We start from the raw sequence: 17480 nt of genomic DNA on the forward strand, positions 1-17480 counted from the left end.
CGGGAGTTCGGGCGGGGTGTCACGGGCACCGCCCGCGGTGTCTACCTTACCGTTGCGGTCATGAACCGCTTCGTCAGGCTGTCGACGCTCTGCGTGGCCGTACTCGCGGGGATCGCACTGCTCGCCGGATGCGGTGGCGGTGACGAGGACCGCCAGGACGGTGCCGCACTCCCGAAAGACTTTCCCGCCGCGCAGGTCCCGCTCGTCGAGGGGGCCGTGCTGTCGGCCGACGGCACCCGCGCCGACGGGTGGTCGGCGACGGTCCAGGGCAGTCGGGAGGCGGGCAACGTCCTCGACGCCGCTGTGACGACGCTCACCGACGCCGGGTTCACCGAGTCGTCGCGCAGCTCCGACGGCGGACAGCGCGTCGTGATCCTCTCCGCGAAGAAGGGTGGCACCACCTATTGGGTGCAGGTCGGCACGGCCGCCGGCGCAGCCGGAGGCGGGCAGTCGGTGTTCTATCAGGTCAGCGTGAGCTGACGTCCCTTCGTGACATCCCTCCGCAGGCTCCGGGATTCCTCAGGGACCGCAGGTCGAGCGACCCACCGTCCCCCAGATCCCTGAGGAGGTCGCGAGGAACGAGTGGCCGTCACGCAGGGCTCACAGCCAACTGACAGTCGCGCGGCAGGTCGTCGTCAGTCGTCGTCGGGACCGTGGATCTCACTTGTTCACGTCAGAAAGCGAGACAGCGATGTCCACACCCGCCGGGGCGACCGTCGCCCACGACAACACGTCCGACCACCCGACCGATCAGATCCCGCGTGGTGCCGAACCGCCGACCCCGTCCGCGGCGACGGCTGCGTCCGCGGCGTCGGACAAGATGCGCAACGCCGTCATCGCCGGCGGTATCGGCGTGGCGGTGGTCGCCGCCGGGCTGGGTTTCGGTGCCGGCTACGTCGTCGGTGACTCGTCGTCGTCGACGACCCAGGGGCCCGGCATGAACATGCCGGGTGGGATGAACGGTCAGATGCAGGGCGGTCAGAGCGGTATGAACGGTCAGACGCCGGGCGGTCAGGGAGGTGCGAACGGCCAGACGCCGGGCGGTCAGGGAGGTGCGAACGGCCAGACGCCGGGCGGTCAGGGAGGTGCGAACGGTCAGATGCCCGGTCAACAGGGCCAGATGCCCGGTCAGCAGGGGCAGGCCCCCGGGCAGACCGCACCCGGAACGGGATCGTCGACCCAGTCCGGCCAGAGCACCGGAGCCTGACACCCCGCAGATGACGGCGAACGTAACGGTCAGCGTTACGTTCGCCGTCATCTGATCACGAGCACGGCGAGACGTCCTCGCTCACGGTCAGTCGAGCCGGCGCTCCGCGTACGCCCGCAGATTCTCCACCTGTGCGGCGTCCAGCGACGGCCGGACGCGTCGTCGGGCCTCGGCGATGTCGTCGGGGCCGACGGTGGCCGCATCGATGTCGCGGCGCATCGCCGACAACGCCGCCTCCCGCAAGAGCGCTGAGCAATCGGCGGCGGAATAGCCGCCGAGGTCGGCGGCCAGCTCGTTCAGGTCCACGTCGTCGGCGAGGGGCACGTTGCGTGATGCGGTCTGCAGGATGTCGGCGCGGGCGTCGGCGTCCGGTGGCGGCACGAACACGAGACGCTCGAGACGTCCCGGTCGCAGCAGTGCCGGGTCGATCAGGTCGGGCCGGTTGGTCGCACCGAGGACGACGACGTCCTGCAGCGGTTCGACGCCGTCGAGTTCGGTCAACAGGGATGCGACCACGCGGTCGGCGACACCCGAGTCGCTCGACTGTCCGCGGCGCGGGGCCAGGGCGTCGACCTCGTCGAGGAAGATCAACGACGGCGCCGACTCCCGCGCGCGGTCGAACAGGTCACGTACCGCCTTTTCCGACGACCCGACCCACTTGTCCATCAGCTCGGCACCCTTGACCGTGTGCACCGACAACTGGCCGGACGCGGCGAGCGCACGCACGACGAACGTCTTGCCACAGCCGGGCGGACCGAACAGCAGCACGCCGCGCGGAGGATCGACGCCGAGCCGCGTGAACGTGTCGGGATGCTGCAGCGGCCACAACACCGCCTCGGTCAATGCCTGCTTGGTCTCCACCATGTCGCCCACCTCGTCGAGCGTGATGGAGCCGAGCGACACCTCCGGTGAGTCCATCCGCGACACCGGCCGGATCACCTCGAGGGCACCGAGGAGGTCGTCGGTGCGCAGACCCGGCGACGGACGCTCCCCGGTGGAGTCGTCGTCGGTGCGTCGGGTGAGGCGCGCGGCGGCCCGCAGCGCGGCCTCCCGCGCCAGTGCGGCGAGATCGCCTGCGACGAAACCCGGTGTGCGTGAGGCGATCACGTCGAGGTCGAGGTGTCCGTCGGTGGGGACGTCGGTGAGGATCACCGACAGCAGGCGCGCCCGGGTCGCGGCGTCGGGCAGGCCGATGATCAGTTCGCGGTCGCACAAGGCGGGATCGCGCAGCCGACTGTCGAGACGCACCGCCTCGGCGGTCGTCGCGATCAGGGCGATCGCGCCGTCGGCGATGCCCGATCGCAGTTCGTCGAGGATCAGTGCCGACACCGGTTCCGGCGCAGCGGATTCGCGCGGTGCCGATAGGAGTGCGTCGACATCGGTGATGAGCAGGACGCCGCCGGTGCGGCGCAGTTCCGTCACCGCCGACGACACGGCGCCGAGCCGTGCGCCCGCCTCGAGCGCCCCGACCGTCGGCCCGTCGATCACGGTGAGCGGACGGTCCGCGCACACCGACCGCACGAGCGTCGCCTTGCCGCCCCCGGCGGGCCCGGTGACGAGGACCCCGAGCCGCGGCGTCGCGCCCAGTCGGCGCAGCACCTCGGGTTCGTCGAGGGTGATGGACAGCCACTCGGTCAGCTTGGCGACCTGAGCGTCGACACCCACCAGCGTCGACACCGGTCGGACGGCCACTGCCGACGACGCGCTCGCCGTGACGCCCGGCGCCTCGGCCGGTCGGGCCGACGCCGACAAGGATTGCCCCGATGTCGGCCCGGACGGCTCGGCCGCGGCGAACCCCATCGCCGCCGAGGTGGGCGGCAGTGACGGCTTCGGCGTGACCGCCGGCCGGCGAGCGCGCGGCGTGACGCCGTGACCGTTCGCGTCGGCCCACAGGACCGCCGTGTTGGTCTGCACGCTGACCGGGCCCGCGGGTTCGGTCGCGCTGACCGTCAACAGTTCATTGGTCCAGGTGATGCCGACAGAGACGGCGAGTGCGCGGGTGGCATCTCCGGCGGCCAGTTCGGGACCGAGATCCCGGGGCAGCAGCGACACCGCGTCGCCGACCGACAGCACCTTGCCGAGCAGGGCGCGCCGGAGCGTCGGCTCGTCGACGGACGCGGTGGCCAGCGCGGACCCCGACACGGTGACCCGCGCCGCGCCGTGCACCTCGCACGGCGCGAGCACCACCGACGCGTTCTCCCGCACGCCGGCGTTCGAGAATGTGATGTCGTCGAGCAGGGCGGTACCGGTCGGGGTGTCCGGGCCGGCCTCGGCCACCACCGCGGCGGTCACGCGGGCACCGGTGATCGAGACCGCATCCCACTCGCGCAGTCCCAGCGCCGCCAGCACCTCCGAGTGGACTCGGACGATCCCGCGCCGCGGCTCGGCCGCCGACGGGTTCACCCGTGCGGTCAGCGCCAACTGGATCGGCCCGGTCATCAGCTGGTCTCCTCGGTCTGCGGATCGGCCGGTACGTCGGACGGCAGGTCGGCGGCCGGCAGGTCGGCGGCCGGCAGTACGTCGGCCGGCAGTACGTCGGCGGGCTGTTCGACAGGTGACTCGGCGGGGGCCGATATCCCCGTCGGCCGACGCAGACCGAGTCGGGCCTGCGACTTGGCCGCGGTGGCGAGCCGCCGACGACGCGGTTGCGAGCGGTTGATCGCGCGGCGCTGCGCCCGCCGCTCCGACGGATGGTCCTCCCAGTGCTCGGGACGCTCGGCGACCCACCGCTTGTTCCGCCACGCGAACGGGATGTGCAGCAGGTAGCCGCCGATCGCGATCATCATCAGGACGTAGGGAAAGGTCAACAGCAGAGCGGCGCCGATCGCGACGATGATGAGCAGGCCGGCCAGCGCGCGGGGCGGCACGGACGCGGTCTTCAGGGATGCGGTGGGCACACGGCTCACCGCGAGCAGCGCGACGAACACCAGCCAGCCGCCGACGACCGGTACCGACGTCCACCAGCCGTCGCCGAACTGCTGGGACAGCCCGATCGGCAGCAGCGCGATGATCGCCGCGGCCGGCGCGGGCACGCCGACGAAGAAGTCCCGTGTGTAGCCGGGTGCGCCGTCGTCGTCGAGCAGGGTGTTGAAGCGGGCGAGTCGCAGCACGATGGCGCAGCAGTAGATGAGTGCGAGCATCCATCCGAGGTCCTGATCGGACATGAGGTGCAGATAGACGATGAGGGCGGGCACCACGCCGAAGTTGATGGCATCGGCCAGCGAGTCGATCTCGGCGCCCATTCGGGTGGTCGCCCCCATCATGCGGGCGACGCGTCCGTCGATGCCGTCGAGCAGCGCGGCCGCGACGACCAATCCCATCGCCGCGCTGATGTCGCCGGTGCCCGCGACCCGGACCGCGGTGAGACCGGCGCAGATGGCGAGGATCGTCAGCGCCGACGGCACGAACAGACGTCCCGCGGCGGCCTGCTTGGAGAAGCGGGCGCGGTCGGGGGACGGCCGGGTCGCCGGTCGGGGCGCGTTCGTGCTGCGTGGTCGGCGCGTGGGATGGGTGGTCGGGGTGCGGTGCGACGTCGACCGTTCGGATCGGCGGGGAGTGGTCATCGATCAGCCGAGGGTTGCGAAGACGGTTTCGGCACCGACGGCCCGTTGGCCGGCGCGGACCTGCGGGACCGTCCCGACCGGGAGGTAGACGTCCACACGGGAGCCGAATCGGATCAACCCGTAGGTCTCGCCGACGCTCACCTCGTCGCCGACGACCGGTTCGCAGACGATGCGCCGCGCGATCAGACCGGCGATCTGCACCACCGCGACGTCGTGGGTCGTCGGCGCGTCCGTGCCGTCGGAATCGACAGGGCAGCGCAGCGTCATCGTGGTGCGTTCGTTGACCGAGCTGGCCTCGGCGAGGTCGGCGGAGACGAACTTCCCGGGCGTGTGGGTCACCGCGATCACCGACCCGGTGATGGGCACCCGCTGGACGTGCACGTCGAAGATCGACAGGAAGGTCGACACCCGGGGTCGGATCGCATCGCCCAGGCCTGCCTCGGGCGGCGGGACCGCCTCGTCGACGAGTGCGATCGTGCCGTCGGCGGGTGCGACGACCGCGCCGGTCGTCGTCGGCGGGACGCGTGTGGGATGCCGGAAGAACGCGGCGCACGCCCCCGCGGTGAGCGCGGCCGGACGAGCGATCCACCGATGACGGCGGCCGAGCAGTGCGACGGTGGCGGGAGCCGCGACGAACGGCAGGCCCGCCCGGTGGACAGGTGGGATGGTCTCGCGTGCCAGGTCGATGAGATGACCTGCTCCGCTGCGCGTTCCGTCGGGACGCGGGCGCCTGGCCACCATCGACCTCCTGTTGCTGTGTCCGAGTGCCGGCGTCTGCCGGCACACTCGCCAGCTTAGAGCGTGATCACCTCGACGAGGGACCCCGCGGGGACCGACTCCGCATCCGCGTCGATGTCGATGAGGCTGTCGGCGCGCGACAGATAGCGCAGGTGGTGCGAGGCAGGCGGTCCGATCGGGTCGACGGCCGGGCCGTCGTCGGTCTCCCGCAGGACGCCGCGCAGGAATTGGCGTTTGCCTGCGGGGGAGCGGACGTCGGCGTCCAGCCTCGCGGTCACGCGCGGACGCCGCGGCGGCAGTCCGATCGCGGCGCGCAACGGCGGTCGGATGAACACCTCGAACGACACCAGCGAGCTGACCGGATTGCCCGGCAACGTGATGATCGGCACACGACGACCGCTCGGGCCGATGTAGTGCCCACATCCCTGCGGCATCCCCGGCTGCATCGCCACCTTCACGAACTGCACGTCCCCCGGACCCGCGTCGCCCAGCACATCCTTGACGACCTCGAACGCACCCGCGCTCACGCCGCCGGAGGTGATGATCAGGTCGGCGTCGTCGCTGATCTCGTCGAGCCGTGCGCGGAACGCGTCGACGTCGTCGGTGACGTAGTGCAGATGCGTGGCGTCGGCGCCGGCCTCGGTGGCGGCAGCGGTCAGCATCGGACCGTTCGACTCGTAGATCTGGCCGAACTCCAGCGGTGTCCCGGGCGTGACGAGCTCGGAGCCGGTGGACAGCACCACCACGCGCGGTCGGCGCGTGACGTCGACCTCGGTGATCCCGAGGGCGGCCAGGAATCCGATCTGGGGGGCGCCGAGCCGGGTACCCGCGGGGATCGCCGGCTGATCCGGCTCGATGTCGGATCCGGCGGACCGGATGTGTCGTCCGGCCGGGACCGAACCGAGGATCGTGACCACGTCGACGGCGGCATCGGTCCGCTCGACCGGGATGACGGCGTCCGCGCCGTCGGGCAGCGGTGCGCCGGTCATGATCCGGTGTGCGGTGCCGGGGGCCAGCGTGAGGTGGTCGGTCCGCCCGGCGGGGATGTCCTGCGCGACCGGCAGCCGCACCGGCGAATCCTCTCCGGCCGAAGCGATGTCGGCGGCGCGGATCGCGTACCCGTCCATCGCCGAATTGTCGAAACCGGGGAGACCGATGGGCGCGACGATCTCGGTCGTGGTGACACGCCCGAGCGCGTCGGCCGCCGATATCCGCTCGGGCTCCGGTGCGGAGAACAGAGCGGCGACTACGTCCTGGTGATCTGACACCGATCGCATCCGCTCAGCATGCCATCGGCCTCCACGCACCGTGCGGGCCGCCGCCGACGGGACTAGATTTTCTCCCATGCCGCTGGGGTTGCTGCTCGACATCGACGGGGTGATGGTCACCTCGTGGAAGGCGCTGCCCGGGGCCGTGGAGGCGGTCGCCGAGCTGGAGGATCTGGGATATCCGCGGATGTTCCTGACCAACACGACCTCCCGATCGCGCGGGGAGATCGCCGAGGCGCTCAACGACTGCGGCTTCGACGTCGCCCCGGACGAGATCCTCACCGCCGCCAAACTCACGGCGGAGTACCTGACCGCGAATCACCCGGGGAAGTGCGTGTGGGTGCTCAACGAGGGGCCGATCGCCGAGGACATGACCGGCGTCGAGCTCACCGACGACCCGGCCCGTGCCGAGGTCGTGGTGCTCGGGGGTGCCGGACCGGTCTTCGATCATCGCGCGCTGTCTCAGGTCCTCGAACTGATGGTGCGCGGCACCCCGGTCATCGCGATGCATCGGTCGATGACGTGGTCGACGGCGGTGGGCCTCAGCATCGACACGGGTGTGTATCTCGAGGGCCTGGAGAAGGCCGCCGACCGCAAGATCCGTGCGATCGGCAAGCCGTCCCCGCTGGGCTTCCGTGCCGCCGTCGACCTCATGCAGCTCGAGCCGACGCAGGTCGTCATGGTCGGCGACGACATGCACAACGACGTGCTCGGTGCGCAGGCCGCGGCACTCATCGGGGTGCTGGTGAAGACCGGCAAGTTCCGTGAGGAAGCGCTCGATGCCCTGCAGCGCGACGAGTTCGGGCCGGTACCCGACCACATCGTCGACTCCCTCGCCGACGTGCCGGCGCTCATGCGCAAGCTATCGGATCAGACGTGAGGCCGCCCCGCTGATCCCGCTATCCGCTGATCGAGTGCCCGCGCGAGCGGAGCGATCCGGGTGTATCGAGATCAGGCCGCGTATCGAGATCAGGCCGCCGACGACCCCGTCTTCTCCGCGGCCCGCTTGATCTCGGCGAGGGTCTCGGCCATGCCGAGTTTGAGTTCGGCCTCGAAGTTCGTGGTCCCGCCCATCATCTTGTCGACGAGGAACGACGACACCTTCGTGGTGCCGTCGGCGACCTCACGACGCTCGGTCACCTTCACGCCCGCCCCGGCCGGCTCGAGGGTGTAGCTCCACACGGTGCGGTTCTCGGCGACGCGGAACGCCAGCTCCTGGTTCGGCGCGAACCGGATCACCTTCGACGTCGTCGGCCACACGAGCGGGCCGCGACGGTTGATGTTGAGGGTGCGGGTGCCGAGGCCGACCGGCCCGCCGCGGATGACCATCTTCTTGCACTGCGGGCTCCACTCGCCCATGCGCTGCAGGTCGGAGATCACCGCCCAGACGTCCTCGGCAGAGGCGTTGATCTCGACGGATTCCTCGATCAGTGGCGCGGCCATGGTGATTCCCCTCAGACGGTCGTAACAGCGGTGCCGAAACAGCAGGTCGAAACTGCTAGCTGACGACCCTAAGCGGCTTGTTGTCTGACCGTCAACAGTGGGAGTGGGGACCTTCCCGACGTCAGAGGCGACGTCAGAGGCCGAGCGCCGCGCCGATGACGGCGCCCACCCCGATGAAGACCGCGCCGCAGATCCATCCGGCGGGATGCTCGTCGTCGTCGAGCAGCAGAGTGCCCAGCTTGCCGGGGGTCAGCCAGTCGATCAGCACGAACGACCACATCATCACCGCGATCGCCAGCACCACGTAGGCGATCGTGTAGACGATGCCGCGCCAGAGTTCGAGCGTCAGGGAGTCACGGATGCCGGCGACGAGCACGATCGACAGTCCGATCACCTGCGCGGTCGCGAGCATCACCGCGTTCCGGTTGTGGTCGAGCCAGATCAGGTTCCGCAGGCGGCCCGGCGTCACCAGGTCGAGTGCGAGGAACCCGACGACGAGCAGCAGCACACCGACGCCGCTGTACGCGGCGGCAGCGCCGATGTTGTCACGCAGAAGGTCCATCGAGCTTCTCCCGTCCGTGGCGCGGCGAGGCGTGTCGGCCGCCGGCTGTCAGGAGAAACAGTAGCGATCAGACCGTGCTCGCCGCGGCGTTTGCCGGACGTGGCGCGCCGAGTCCCAGGTTCTCCCGCAGCGTCGTCCCCGGGTACTCGCTGCGGTAGACGCCGAGATCCTGCAGCACCGGCACGACCTCGTCGACGAATCGGTCGAGTCCGCCCGGAGTGATGTGCGGGACGAGGATGAATCCGTCACTGGCGTCGGCCTGGACCAGTTCGTTGATCTCACGGGCGACCGTCTCGGCGGCGCCGACGAACGACTGCCGCCCGGTGACCTCGATGATCAACTCGCGCGTGGACAGGCCCTTCGCCTCGGCGATCGCACGCCACTCGCGGGCCACGTCGCGCGGGTCGCGATGGATGCGCACACTCGCGCGCCCTCGGGCCACCGTGTTCTCGCCCGGCAGCGGATCGATCTCCGGCAGTGGTCCGTCCGGATCGTGATCGGACAGATCGCGATTCCACAGTTGCTCGAGGAACTTGATCGCGGTCTGCCCGCTGACCTGGGCCAGCCGCACCTCGTGGGCGAGATCGGCGGCCTCGGCGTCGGTGTCACCGAGCACGAAGGTCGCCGCCGGCAGGATCAGCAGGTCCTCCGGACGACGACCGTGTGCGGACAGCCGACCCTTGACATCGGCGTAGAACGCCCGGCCCGCGTCGAGGGTGGCGTGTCGCGAGAAGATGGCGTCGGCGCGGGCGGCGGCGAACTCGCGGCCCTCCTCCGAATCGCCGGCCTGGAAGATGACCGGACGCCCCTGCGGACTGCGGGGCACCGAGAAGTGCCCGGAGATCGCGAACTGGTCGTCGACGTGGTCGAAGGCCCCGGCGTCGTCGCGACGCAGGAACCGACCGGAGACCCGGTCGGCGAGGATGTCGTCGTCGCGCCATGAGTCCCACAGCTCGATCGCCGTCTCCAGGAACTGGCGGGCCCGCTGATAGCGCTGATCCTCCGGCAGATAGCCGCCGCGTCGGAAGTTCTCCCCGGTGAACGCGTCCCATGACGTCACCACATTCCAGGCGGCACGTCCGTCGGAGAGGTGATCGAGCGAGGCGAACTGCCGGGCGACCTCGACGGGTTCGTTGAACGTGGAGTTGATGGTGCCGGCGAGTCCGAGCCGGTCGGTCACCGCGGCGATGGCGGCCAGGATGGTGAACGTGTCCGGTCGGCCGACGACGTCGAGATCGTAGATCTCGCCGTGTTGTTCGCGCAGCCGCAGTCCCTCGGCGAGGAAGAGGAAGTCGAAGAGGCCGCGCTCGGCGGTCTGCGCGAATCGCGTGAACGAGTCGAACTCGATGTGGCTGCCGGCCTGCGGATCACTCCACACGGTGGTGTTGTTGACGCCCGGGAAGTGCGCTGCGAGGTGGACGGGTTTGGTCATCGGGGTGCTCCTACGGTCTGCGTGGCGTGGGCGTATCGATTCGCCGCGGGCGCCAGGCCGAGACGTGCGCGCAGCGTCGACGGTTCGTCGTTGTCTCGGAAGGCGTTGCGTCGCTGCAGTTCCGGCACCAGCGCGGTGGTGATCTGGTACAGGTCGTGCGGAATCGTCGCCGGCCGCAGACGGACTCCGGCCGCGCCCGTCGACGGGTCGGTGAGATCGACGATCTTCTCGGCAAGTGATGCCGGTGTGCCGGCGAACACGGAGGTGTCGCCGGTGTACGGGGCGCCGAGCCGATCATCCAGGCGCGCGCGACGACCGGCGGCGGCGGTCTCGGTGTCGTCGAGGTACACGAGCAGATCGACGAACACCTGCACGGCCTGGTGCGCTCGGCCCGCGCGCTGCGCGGCGTCGCGGATGGCGGCGGCGGCATGCGAGGTGGACGCGCGATCGTGGGCGGCGACGAATCCGATGTCGGCGGCGGCCCCGACGAGGTCGACGGCACCGTCGGAGCCGTGCGCCGACGCCGCGACGACCGGTTGTCCCTGCGGCGGACGCGGGGTGATCGATGGCCCGCGCACGGAGAAGAACCGTCCCTCGAAGTCGATGTAGTGCAGCTTGTCCCGGTCGATGAACCTCCCGGTGGTGACGTCGCGTATCTCCGCGCCATCCTCCCACGAATCCCACAGGCGTCGCAGGACCTCGACGTATTCGGTTGCCTCCGAGAACAACTCGGTATCGCGCTGCCTGGGGTCGGCGGGCAGGGTGCGGCGGCCGAAGAGTCGGGCATCGATGTCGGTGGCCGCGATGTCGACGACCGCGCCGGCGCGGCCACGTCCGACGAAATCGAGGGTCGCGATCGCCTTGGCGGCGTGGAACGGTTCGGTGTGGGTGGCGATCAGCGTCGGCAGCACCCCGACGCGGGTCGTCGTCGGCGCCACGCGGGAGGCGATGAGCACCGAGTCGAGCCGCCCCGCCACGAGATCGGAGATGGGCCGGTCGATGCCGTCGGTGGTGGGTGGGCGGCGGCGGAAGCCATCGGCGATCGTGACGAGGTCGATGCCGGCACGATCGGCGTCGCCGACGATGCCCGCCCAATAGGCCGGCCGGGTCAGGTCGGCCGGTCTGGCGCCGGGTTCACGCCAGGCGAGCGGATGCCAGCCCGCCCCGCTGAGCGCGACGGCCAGATGTGGACTGCCGGAAGTGGTCATGCCTGCGTCAACGCGCGAGGCGTCCGGAGGCACCCCGATCCGGACAGTCTCGATCAGTGTGAGCACAACCCTCGCCATCGGCCCCGGAATCCGCCGTAATGGGTGTTTGCCGCATCGCCGTCCCGTCGGCACCGCGACACCGTAGACCCGACCGCGGCCGACCCGACCGAAACCGACCCGACCTCAGGAGTGTGGCCATGGCATGGCTGATCCGGGTGCTCGACACCCAGCACCGGTACCTGCTGCGGGCGGTCGCCGGGCTCGCGCCCGAGGCCGAGTACGCCACCGACCTGTGTCCTGGGCCCGAATGCCGTTGTGGGAGTGGATCGTGACGTCTCGCATTCCACTGTCGGTGCTCGACCTGGCGCCGGTCACGCAGGGGTCGTCGGCGACCGAGGCGATCCGCCGGGCGGTCGACCTGGCCCGCGCCGCCGAGGGGTGGGGCTACCGCCGCTACTGGCTCGCCGAACATCATTTCGTCGCCGTCGCGAGCTCCTCGACGCCGACCCTCATCGCGCTGGTCGCCGCGGCCACCGAGCACATCCGTGTGGGCAGCGCCGCCGTACAGCTGGGCCATCATCGTCCCGCGTCGGTCGTCGAGGCCTTCGGCACGGTCGACGCCCTGTTTCCGGGGCGTCTCGATCTCGGTCTCGGGCGGTCGGGTCAGCGTCGGGCCGAGGCGTTGTCGGCCGTCGCGTCCGGCCGTCGCGTCACCGAACCGCGACCGGAGCAGTGGGTGGACGGGCTGCTGATCCCGGAACCCTTCCCGATGGAGCAGCTGTTGGGGTCACCGCGGCTCGCGACCATGACCCGGGCTCTCGAGTTCGAGGGTGCACAGCATCAGGATTTCGCCGACGCCGTCGATGACGTGATCGATCTACTGGCCGGGCGTTACGAGATCGACGACCTCGACGTGCGCGCGGTCCCGGGCGAGGACGCCGACATCGAGGTGTGGATCTTCGGCAGCAGCAAAGGTCAGAGCGCGGCGGTCGCCGGTGCGAACGGTCTGCCGTTCGTCGCGAACTATCACGTCAGCCCGTCGACGGTGCTCGAGGCGGTCGAGGCCTACCGGTCCGCGTTCCGGCCGTCGTCGGCGCCGGGAGCGAGCGGAGGCAAGCCGAGCCTGACGCAGCCGTATGTGGTGGTGTCCGCCGACGTGGTGGTGGCCGACGACGATGCGACCGCGGCCCATCTCGCCTCCACCTACGGGCATTGGGTGTACGACATCCGCAGCGGCCACGGCGCATCCGAGTATCAGGACCCGGCGACGGCACAGCCGCTGACGGAGCAGCAGCGGCGGATCGTCGACGACCGGGTGCGCACCCAGTTCGTCGGGTCACCGGCCACCGTGGCCGAGCGTCTCGAGACACTCGCCCGGGTGACCGGCGCCGACGAACTCGTGATCACCAGCGTCACACATGATTTCGAGGACCGGAAACGGTCGCATCAGCTCCTGGCGCAGGAGTGGGGTCTGCGTCAGGGCTGAGCGACCAGTTCTCCGTGACAGGATCACCCGACGGTGATCATGTCCCAGTCGTTGATGGACGCAGCGATTTTCGCGACGTGATCCTGCGCGTCGCCGAGGGTGTGGCTGATCGCCGTCAGCCGGCTGACGTAATGGCCGACCGGATACTCCGCGGTCATGCCGATGCCACCGTGCATCTGGATGGCCTCCTGGCCGATGAGGCGTCCGGACCGGCAGATCTGCAGCTTGGCCCGTGACGCGATGATCGGATCGCAGCCGCCGTCGGCCAGCGCCGTGGTGGCGTACAGGCTCATGCTGCGTGCCAGCTCCAGCTGGGTGTACATGTCCGCGGCGCGCTGGGTGAGTGTCTGGAACTGCGACAGTGTGACGCCGAACTGCTTGCGCGTCTTCAGGTAATCGACGGTGAGGTCCAAGGCGCGTTCCATCGCGCCGACTGCCTCGGCGCACAGCGCGGTCTGGATGCCGACCTCGGCGTTGGCGATGACCTCGGAGGCATCGCCACTGCCGAGGCGGGTGGCCGCCGCGTCGGAGAACTCGATCTGCGCACCACGACGGCGGTCGTGGGTGCGGTACGGGGTACGCGTGACACCGTCGGCGTTCGCGTCGGTCAGGAACAGGCCGACACCGTCGTCGGTGCGTGCCGACACGACCAGCTTGTCTGCGCAGTCGCCATGTCCGACAAGGACCTTGGTGCCGTTGAGCTTGTCGTCGGTGGCGGTGGTGGCGACCTTGGCGCCCGGCCAGCGGTCGCCGGCCTCGAGGTGGGCGAAGGCGGCCAGGATCTCGCCCGAGGCGAGACCGCCGAGGATCTCGGCGCGGGTGGCGTCATCGGCGGTGGCACCGACGAGTGACCCCGGCACGAGGGCCGAGTCCAGGTAGGGCTCGGGCGCGAGCGAACGACCGATCTCGGTCATCACGCTGGTGAACTCCACCGGTCCGGCACCCATGCCGCCGTCGTCCTCGGGGAAGGTGAGGCCGAGGATGCCGATGTCGGCCAACGACTTCCACACCCCTTTGTCCCAGCCGAGTTCGGTGTCGGTGACCGCGCGCAACGTCTCGACGTCGTACTTACGGGTCAGTACTTCGCGCACGGTGTCGCGCAGCATCGTCTGTTCGTCGGAAAGCTCGAAATCCATGACAGGTTCCCAGGTTCTCGTGAGTCGTGAAAAGAGTTGAGGCGGTGGGTGTCTCAGAGACCCAGCACGGCCTTGTCGATGATCTGGCGCTGAACCTCCGACGATCCGCCGTAGATACTCACCTTGCGGTAGTTGAGGTAGGTCGGCGCGGACAGCTGTGCCCACTCGGGCGACGCGACGTCGGCGGTGCCGTTGGCGGCGGACGCATCGAGACCGGCGACCGGCAGCGAATCGGGGCCCGCGATGTCGGCGAGCAATTCCATGGCGTCCTGCTGCAACTGGCTACCGCGCAGCTTGAGCAGCGACGACGCCGGGTTCGGCTTGCCGTCCGCCGACGACGCGGCGACCCGCAGCTGGGTCAACTCGAGGGCGAGCAGATCGTTCTCCAGCTCGGCCAGACGGGCCGCGAACAGCGGGTCGCCCAGGAGGGTGCCGCCGGATGCGGTCGTGGTCTGGCGGGCAAGCTCTTTCGCCTTGGCGAGCTTGGTCTTGGTGTAGCCGACGCGGGCGATGCCGCTGCGCTCGTTGCCCAGCAGGAACTTGGCCTGCGTCCAGCCCTCGTTCTCCTTGCCGACGAGATTCTCGACCGGCACGCGGACGTCGTTGAAGAAGACCTCGTTGACCTCGAAGCTGCCGTCGATGAGCTGAATCGGCCGCAGCTCCACGCCCGGCGTGTCCATCGGGAACAGCAGCATGCTGATGCCGGCCTGCTTCTTGACGTCGGGATCGGTACGCACGAGGCAGAAGATCCAGTCGGCGAACTGGCCGAGCGTGGTCCACGTCTTCTGGCCGTTGACGACGTAATGATCACCGTCGCGGACCGCGCGGGTCTTGAGCGACGCCAGATCCGAACCCGCCTCGGGCTCGGAGAAGCCTTGGCACCACCAGATGTCGAGGTTGGCGGTCTTGGCCAGGAACCGTTCCTTCATCTCCGGCGAACCGAACTGCGCGATGACCGGACCGATCATGCCGACGTTGAACGGCAGCATGTCCGGGACGTGCATCAGGCTCATCTCCTCGCGATAGATGTGGCTCTGGATGGCGGTCCAGTCGCGGCCACCCGCCTCGACGGGCCAGCCCGGCGTGGCGACACCGTGCTCGTTGAGGATGCGCGTGGTGGTGATCAGGTCCTCGGGGTAGTTCAGCTTGCCGGCTTCGGAGCGACGACGGAGGTCCTCGGGGACCTTCGCGAAGATTACCCGCAGCTCATCGCGGAACGCCTCTTCTTCTGGACTGAATGTCAGCTGCATGAGTTCTGTCCTACTCCTGGTCAGGGGAACGCGGGGCGCAGACGCGACACATGGCGGGGCCGAGTGATGCATCCGCTGACTAAGCGCTTGCTTAGTGATACCGTGCACTATGCCGCTGCCGGCGGGGCATGTCAATGTCATCGATGGCGGGGTATCAGAGGCGGAGTCATCAGGTCCAGCGGAAACGGAGGCCGGCGCGATGCCAGTCGTGGAACCGCCGCCTCGTGCGGCCGCCGCGCGCTCCCGGTTGCTGCGGGCCGCGGTGGAGGCGTTCGCGACCAAAGGATTCGACGCGACGACCACACGCGACATCGCGACCGGGGCGCAGATGAGTCCGGCGGCGGTGTATGTGCACTTCCGGTCCAAGGAGGAGGTGCTCTACGAGCTCTCCGACGCCGGGCACCGGTCGTTCCTGACGCTGATCGACGACGCAGACGACCCCGCGCAACCACCCGCCACACGGCTGCGGGCGGTGATCGGCGCGCTCGCCGCGCATCACGCCCGTGATCACGTCTGGTCGAGGGTGGTCAACTACGAGTTGGACTCCCTCTCGGCGGAGCACCGCGAGGCCATTGGGGTGATGCGCAGAGAGGTCGCCCGTCGTGTCGGCACGATCGTCGACGCGGGCATCACCGGAGGAGCCTTCGACGTCGACGACCCTCAGGCGACCACGACCCTGCTGCTCTCGATGGGAGTCGACGTCGCTCGCTGGTACCGGGAGTCGGGCGCGCTGACGCCAGAACGGATCGGTGCGTTCCAGGCGGAGATGGCCGCGCGTATCGTCGGCGCACGAGTCGACGCGCCATCGGTCTGATGCCGCCGTCGGCCGGCGATGTCCGGTCGGGTCAGCGCGGCGCCGGGATCGCGCACTCCGATTCCGCCGATTCCGCCGGGACGGCCGTCGCCGGGCCCGTACTTCTCGCCGACCGCCGTCGAAGCCGTGCGTTCGTGAGCGCGCCGACCACCGCCAGCACCAGCACGTAGGCCACATAGCCGACGACCGTCTCCCGCAAACCGATGTGGGACACGATGATTCCGGCCACGACGGCGGGCAGGCTGAATGCGAGGTAGCTCGCGACGAACACCGACGAGAACACCTGGCCGCGCTGCTGCGGGGGTGTGGCGGCGCTGATGCTGTCGAGCGCGCCCAGGAAGGTCGCCGCGAAGCCGGCGCCGGCGATGACCGAGCCGGCGATGTAGAGCGGCAGCGTCTCGCCGAGTACCCCGGCGAGCGAGATGACCGCACCTCCGGCGAGGGCCGGGTACCCGAACGCGAGTTTGGTTGCCGCCGACCGCCCGGTGATGAGCAGCGAGGTGATCGCGGCCGACGCGAAGAACACGAACAGCAGGACGCCGGCCTCGGCGTGGTTGTCGACGCCGAACACGCGGGCGACGACCGAGGAGCCGAGCGACAGGTACAGGCCGCCCAACGACCAGGTCGCGACGAGTGCGGGCACGGCCGCCAGGAACACCCGCCGCACCTGCGCGGGCAGTCGCACCTGCGGGGCGAGGGTCGCGAAGAGGTGTCGTCGGGAGGTGAATCCGATGCGATCGGAGGTTTCCGGGACCAGCAGCAGTGCGATCAGCAGGACCGCGAACAGCGCCAGGATGACCTCGTATACCAGGAACCGCGGGGCCGGGGCGTACTCGACGAACAGTCCGGCGACGGCGACACCCCCGGCCAGGCCGATCGCCGGCGCGGCGCCCGTGATCGCGGAACCCAGCCGGGGGGTCGGCTGCAGGTCGACGACGGTGGCGGTGAGCGTGCCCATCGCGGCGCCGGTGGCCAGCCCCTGCAGCGCGCGGGCCGCCATCAGGAGGCCGACGTCGTCGGCCGACACGAACAGCACCATGCTCACGATCAGCAGGACAAGCGCGATGGCGAGCACCGGTCGTCGTCCGATGTGGTCGGAGAGCGAGCCGACGGTCAACAGGCTGACCAGCATCGTCGCGACGTAGATCGCGAAGACGGCGGTGAGCGTGAACGCCGAGAAGCCCCAGAGCTGCTGGTACACGGGGTAGAGGGGCGAGGGGGCGGCGGAGGCGAAGAGGACCATCACGAACGTCGCCGTGATCACCCAGAACGCGCGGTGCGGATGCAACCGAGTCATCTCATCTCCTAAAGCAAAGCCATTTGCGTTAGATTGAACGTATCGGAGGTTCGGACACTAAAGCAAACGGATTTGC

General features: G+C 69.7%; 17 protein-coding genes. 6 read left to right on the forward strand and 11 right to left on the reverse strand.

Features of this window, described 5'->3' with window-relative positions:
• Positions 1 to 60 precede the first annotated feature (60 nt).
• Together QSJ19_RS14065 and QSJ19_RS14070 are read left to right on the forward strand one after the other, a co-directional pair.
• The gene (locus QSJ19_RS14065) at positions 61 to 480 is read left to right on the forward strand and encodes a hypothetical protein (RefSeq protein WP_286321253.1); all 420 of its coding nucleotides are present in this window, start codon (positions 61 to 63) and stop codon (positions 478 to 480) included.
• A gap of 211 nt (positions 481 to 691) precedes the next feature.
• Entirely contained in the window at positions 692 to 1207 is a 516-nt protein-coding gene (locus tag QSJ19_RS14070) for a hypothetical protein (RefSeq protein WP_286321254.1), read from the forward strand.
• A gap of 87 nt (positions 1208 to 1294) precedes the next feature.
• Here QSJ19_RS14070 and QSJ19_RS14075 read toward each other — a convergent pair whose 3' ends face one another.
• From QSJ19_RS14075 to moeA, 4 genes are read right to left on the reverse strand one after another with little or no spacing between them, the layout of a single operon-like run.
• Positions 1295 to 3646: an AAA family ATPase gene (locus QSJ19_RS14075; protein ID WP_286321256.1), complete on the reverse strand. Its 2352-nt coding sequence runs from the start codon at positions 3644 to 3646 to the stop codon at positions 1295 to 1297.
• Complete coding sequence (locus tag QSJ19_RS14080) at positions 3646 to 4770, reverse strand: CDP-alcohol phosphatidyltransferase family protein (RefSeq protein ID WP_286321258.1); 1125 nt, start codon at positions 4768 to 4770, stop codon at positions 3646 to 3648. The genes QSJ19_RS14075 and QSJ19_RS14080 overlap by 1 nt, the downstream gene beginning before the upstream one ends.
• A 3-nt stretch (positions 4771 to 4773) precedes the next feature.
• The gene (locus QSJ19_RS14085) at positions 4774 to 5508 is read right to left on the reverse strand and encodes a phosphatidylserine decarboxylase (RefSeq protein WP_286321303.1); all 735 of its coding nucleotides are present in this window, start codon (positions 5506 to 5508) and stop codon (positions 4774 to 4776) included.
• A 56-nt stretch (positions 5509 to 5564) separates the two neighbouring features.
• Complete coding sequence (gene moeA, locus QSJ19_RS14090; RefSeq protein WP_286321259.1) at positions 5565 to 6785, reverse strand: molybdopterin molybdotransferase MoeA; 1221 nt, start codon at positions 6783 to 6785, stop codon at positions 5565 to 5567.
• Positions 6786 to 6852: 67 nt separating this feature from the next.
• Here moeA and QSJ19_RS14095 point away from each other — a divergent pair, with 67 nt between their 5' ends.
• On the forward strand, positions 6853 to 7656 hold the full coding sequence (locus QSJ19_RS14095) for an HAD-IIA family hydrolase (protein ID WP_286321260.1): 804 nt from the start codon (positions 6853 to 6855) through the stop codon (positions 7654 to 7656).
• A gap of 89 nt (positions 7657 to 7745) precedes the next feature.
• Here the strand turns inward: QSJ19_RS14095 and QSJ19_RS14100 are convergent, their stop codons facing one another.
• From QSJ19_RS14100 to QSJ19_RS14115, 4 genes are all read right to left on the reverse strand, one after another.
• Positions 7746 to 8219, reverse strand: coding sequence for an SRPBCC family protein (locus QSJ19_RS14100; RefSeq protein ID WP_286321261.1), 474 nt, complete (start codon positions 8217 to 8219; stop codon positions 7746 to 7748).
• A 133-nt stretch (positions 8220 to 8352) separates the two neighbouring features.
• Entirely contained in the window at positions 8353 to 8781 is a 429-nt protein-coding gene (locus QSJ19_RS14105) for a DUF350 domain-containing protein (RefSeq protein ID WP_286321262.1), read from the reverse strand.
• 67 nt (positions 8782 to 8848) lie between these two features.
• Positions 8849 to 10213 (reverse strand): NtaA/DmoA family FMN-dependent monooxygenase, encoded by a 1365-nt coding sequence (locus QSJ19_RS14110; RefSeq protein WP_286321264.1) that lies wholly within the window; start codon positions 10211 to 10213, stop codon positions 8849 to 8851.
• Positions 10210 to 11421, reverse strand: a complete 1212-nt coding sequence (locus QSJ19_RS14115; protein WP_286321266.1) for an LLM class flavin-dependent oxidoreductase — start codon at positions 11419 to 11421, stop codon at positions 10210 to 10212. The genes QSJ19_RS14110 and QSJ19_RS14115 overlap by 4 nt, the downstream gene beginning before the upstream one ends.
• Before the next feature lie 197 nt (positions 11422 to 11618).
• On the opposite strand from QSJ19_RS14115, the gene QSJ19_RS14120 reads away from it, so the two are divergent.
• On the forward strand, positions 11619 to 11753 hold the full coding sequence (locus QSJ19_RS14120; RefSeq protein ID WP_286321267.1) for a hypothetical protein: 135 nt from the start codon (positions 11619 to 11621) through the stop codon (positions 11751 to 11753).
• The gene (locus QSJ19_RS14125) at positions 11750 to 12907 is read left to right on the forward strand and encodes an LLM class flavin-dependent oxidoreductase (protein WP_286321268.1); all 1158 of its coding nucleotides are present in this window, start codon (positions 11750 to 11752) and stop codon (positions 12905 to 12907) included. Before QSJ19_RS14120 ends, QSJ19_RS14125 begins: the two co-directional genes overlap by 4 nt.
• 23 nt (positions 12908 to 12930) lie before the next feature.
• Here QSJ19_RS14125 and QSJ19_RS14130 read toward each other — a convergent pair whose 3' ends face one another.
• Together QSJ19_RS14130 and QSJ19_RS14135 are read right to left on the reverse strand one after the other, a co-directional pair.
• Positions 12931 to 14043 (reverse strand): acyl-CoA dehydrogenase family protein, encoded by a 1113-nt coding sequence (locus QSJ19_RS14130; protein ID WP_286321270.1) that lies wholly within the window; start codon positions 14041 to 14043, stop codon positions 12931 to 12933.
• A gap of 53 nt (positions 14044 to 14096) precedes the next feature.
• A complete protein-coding gene (locus QSJ19_RS14135) occupies positions 14097 to 15293 on the reverse strand; it encodes an acyl-CoA dehydrogenase family protein (RefSeq protein ID WP_286321271.1) in 1197 nt (398 codons plus the stop codon).
• Positions 15294 to 15492: 199 nt separating this feature from the next.
• Here QSJ19_RS14135 and QSJ19_RS14140 point away from each other — a divergent pair, with 199 nt between their 5' ends.
• Positions 15493 to 16107, forward strand: a complete 615-nt coding sequence (locus tag QSJ19_RS14140; protein ID WP_286321272.1) for a TetR/AcrR family transcriptional regulator — start codon at positions 15493 to 15495, stop codon at positions 16105 to 16107.
• Positions 16108 to 16138: 31 nt separating this feature from the next.
• Here the strand turns inward: QSJ19_RS14140 and QSJ19_RS14145 are convergent, their stop codons facing one another.
• Positions 16139 to 17404: an MFS transporter gene (locus QSJ19_RS14145; protein WP_286321273.1), complete on the reverse strand. Its 1266-nt coding sequence runs from the start codon at positions 17402 to 17404 to the stop codon at positions 16139 to 16141.
• Between the last annotated feature and the right edge of the window lie 76 nt (positions 17405 to 17480).

The organism is Gordonia sp. ABSL11-1, from assembly GCF_030315685.1.
Lineage (GTDB): Bacteria > Actinomycetota > Actinomycetes > Mycobacteriales > Mycobacteriaceae > Gordonia.

Bases quoted from the DNA above. Each gene is read 5' to 3' on its own strand.
- QSJ19_RS14065 (WP_286321253.1), top strand. From the start codon at position 61: ATGAACCGCTTCGTCAGGCTGTCGACGCTCTGCGTGGCCGTACTCGCG.
- QSJ19_RS14070 (WP_286321254.1), top strand. From the start codon at position 692: ATGTCCACACCCGCCGGGGCGACCGTCGCCCACGACAACACGTCCGAC.
- QSJ19_RS14075 (WP_286321256.1), bottom strand. From the start codon at position 3,646: ATGACCGGGCCGATCCAGTTGGCGCTGACCGCACGGGTGAACCCGTCG.
- QSJ19_RS14080 (WP_286321258.1), bottom strand. From the start codon at position 4,770: ATGACCACTCCCCGCCGATCCGAACGGTCGACGTCGCACCGCACCCCG.
- moeA (WP_286321259.1), bottom strand. From the start codon at position 6,785: ATGCGATCGGTGTCAGATCACCAGGACGTAGTCGCCGCTCTGTTCTCC.
- QSJ19_RS14095 (WP_286321260.1), top strand. From the start codon at position 6,853: ATGCCGCTGGGGTTGCTGCTCGACATCGACGGGGTGATGGTCACCTCG.
- QSJ19_RS14100 (WP_286321261.1), bottom strand. From the start codon at position 8,219: ATGGCCGCGCCACTGATCGAGGAATCCGTCGAGATCAACGCCTCTGCC.
- QSJ19_RS14105 (WP_286321262.1), bottom strand. From the start codon at position 8,781: ATGGACCTTCTGCGTGACAACATCGGCGCTGCCGCCGCGTACAGCGGC.
- QSJ19_RS14110 (WP_286321264.1), bottom strand. From the start codon at position 10,213: ATGACCAAACCCGTCCACCTCGCAGCGCACTTCCCGGGCGTCAACAAC.
- QSJ19_RS14115 (WP_286321266.1), bottom strand. From the start codon at position 11,421: ATGACCACTTCCGGCAGTCCACATCTGGCCGTCGCGCTCAGCGGGGCG.
- QSJ19_RS14120 (WP_286321267.1), top strand. From the start codon at position 11,619: ATGGCATGGCTGATCCGGGTGCTCGACACCCAGCACCGGTACCTGCTG.
- QSJ19_RS14130 (WP_286321270.1), bottom strand. From the start codon at position 14,043: ATGGATTTCGAGCTTTCCGACGAACAGACGATGCTGCGCGACACCGTG.
- QSJ19_RS14135 (WP_286321271.1), bottom strand. From the start codon at position 15,293: ATGCAGCTGACATTCAGTCCAGAAGAAGAGGCGTTCCGCGATGAGCTG.
- QSJ19_RS14140 (WP_286321272.1), top strand. From the start codon at position 15,493: ATGCCAGTCGTGGAACCGCCGCCTCGTGCGGCCGCCGCGCGCTCCCGG.
- QSJ19_RS14145 (WP_286321273.1), bottom strand. From the start codon at position 17,404: ATGACTCGGTTGCATCCGCACCGCGCGTTCTGGGTGATCACGGCGACG.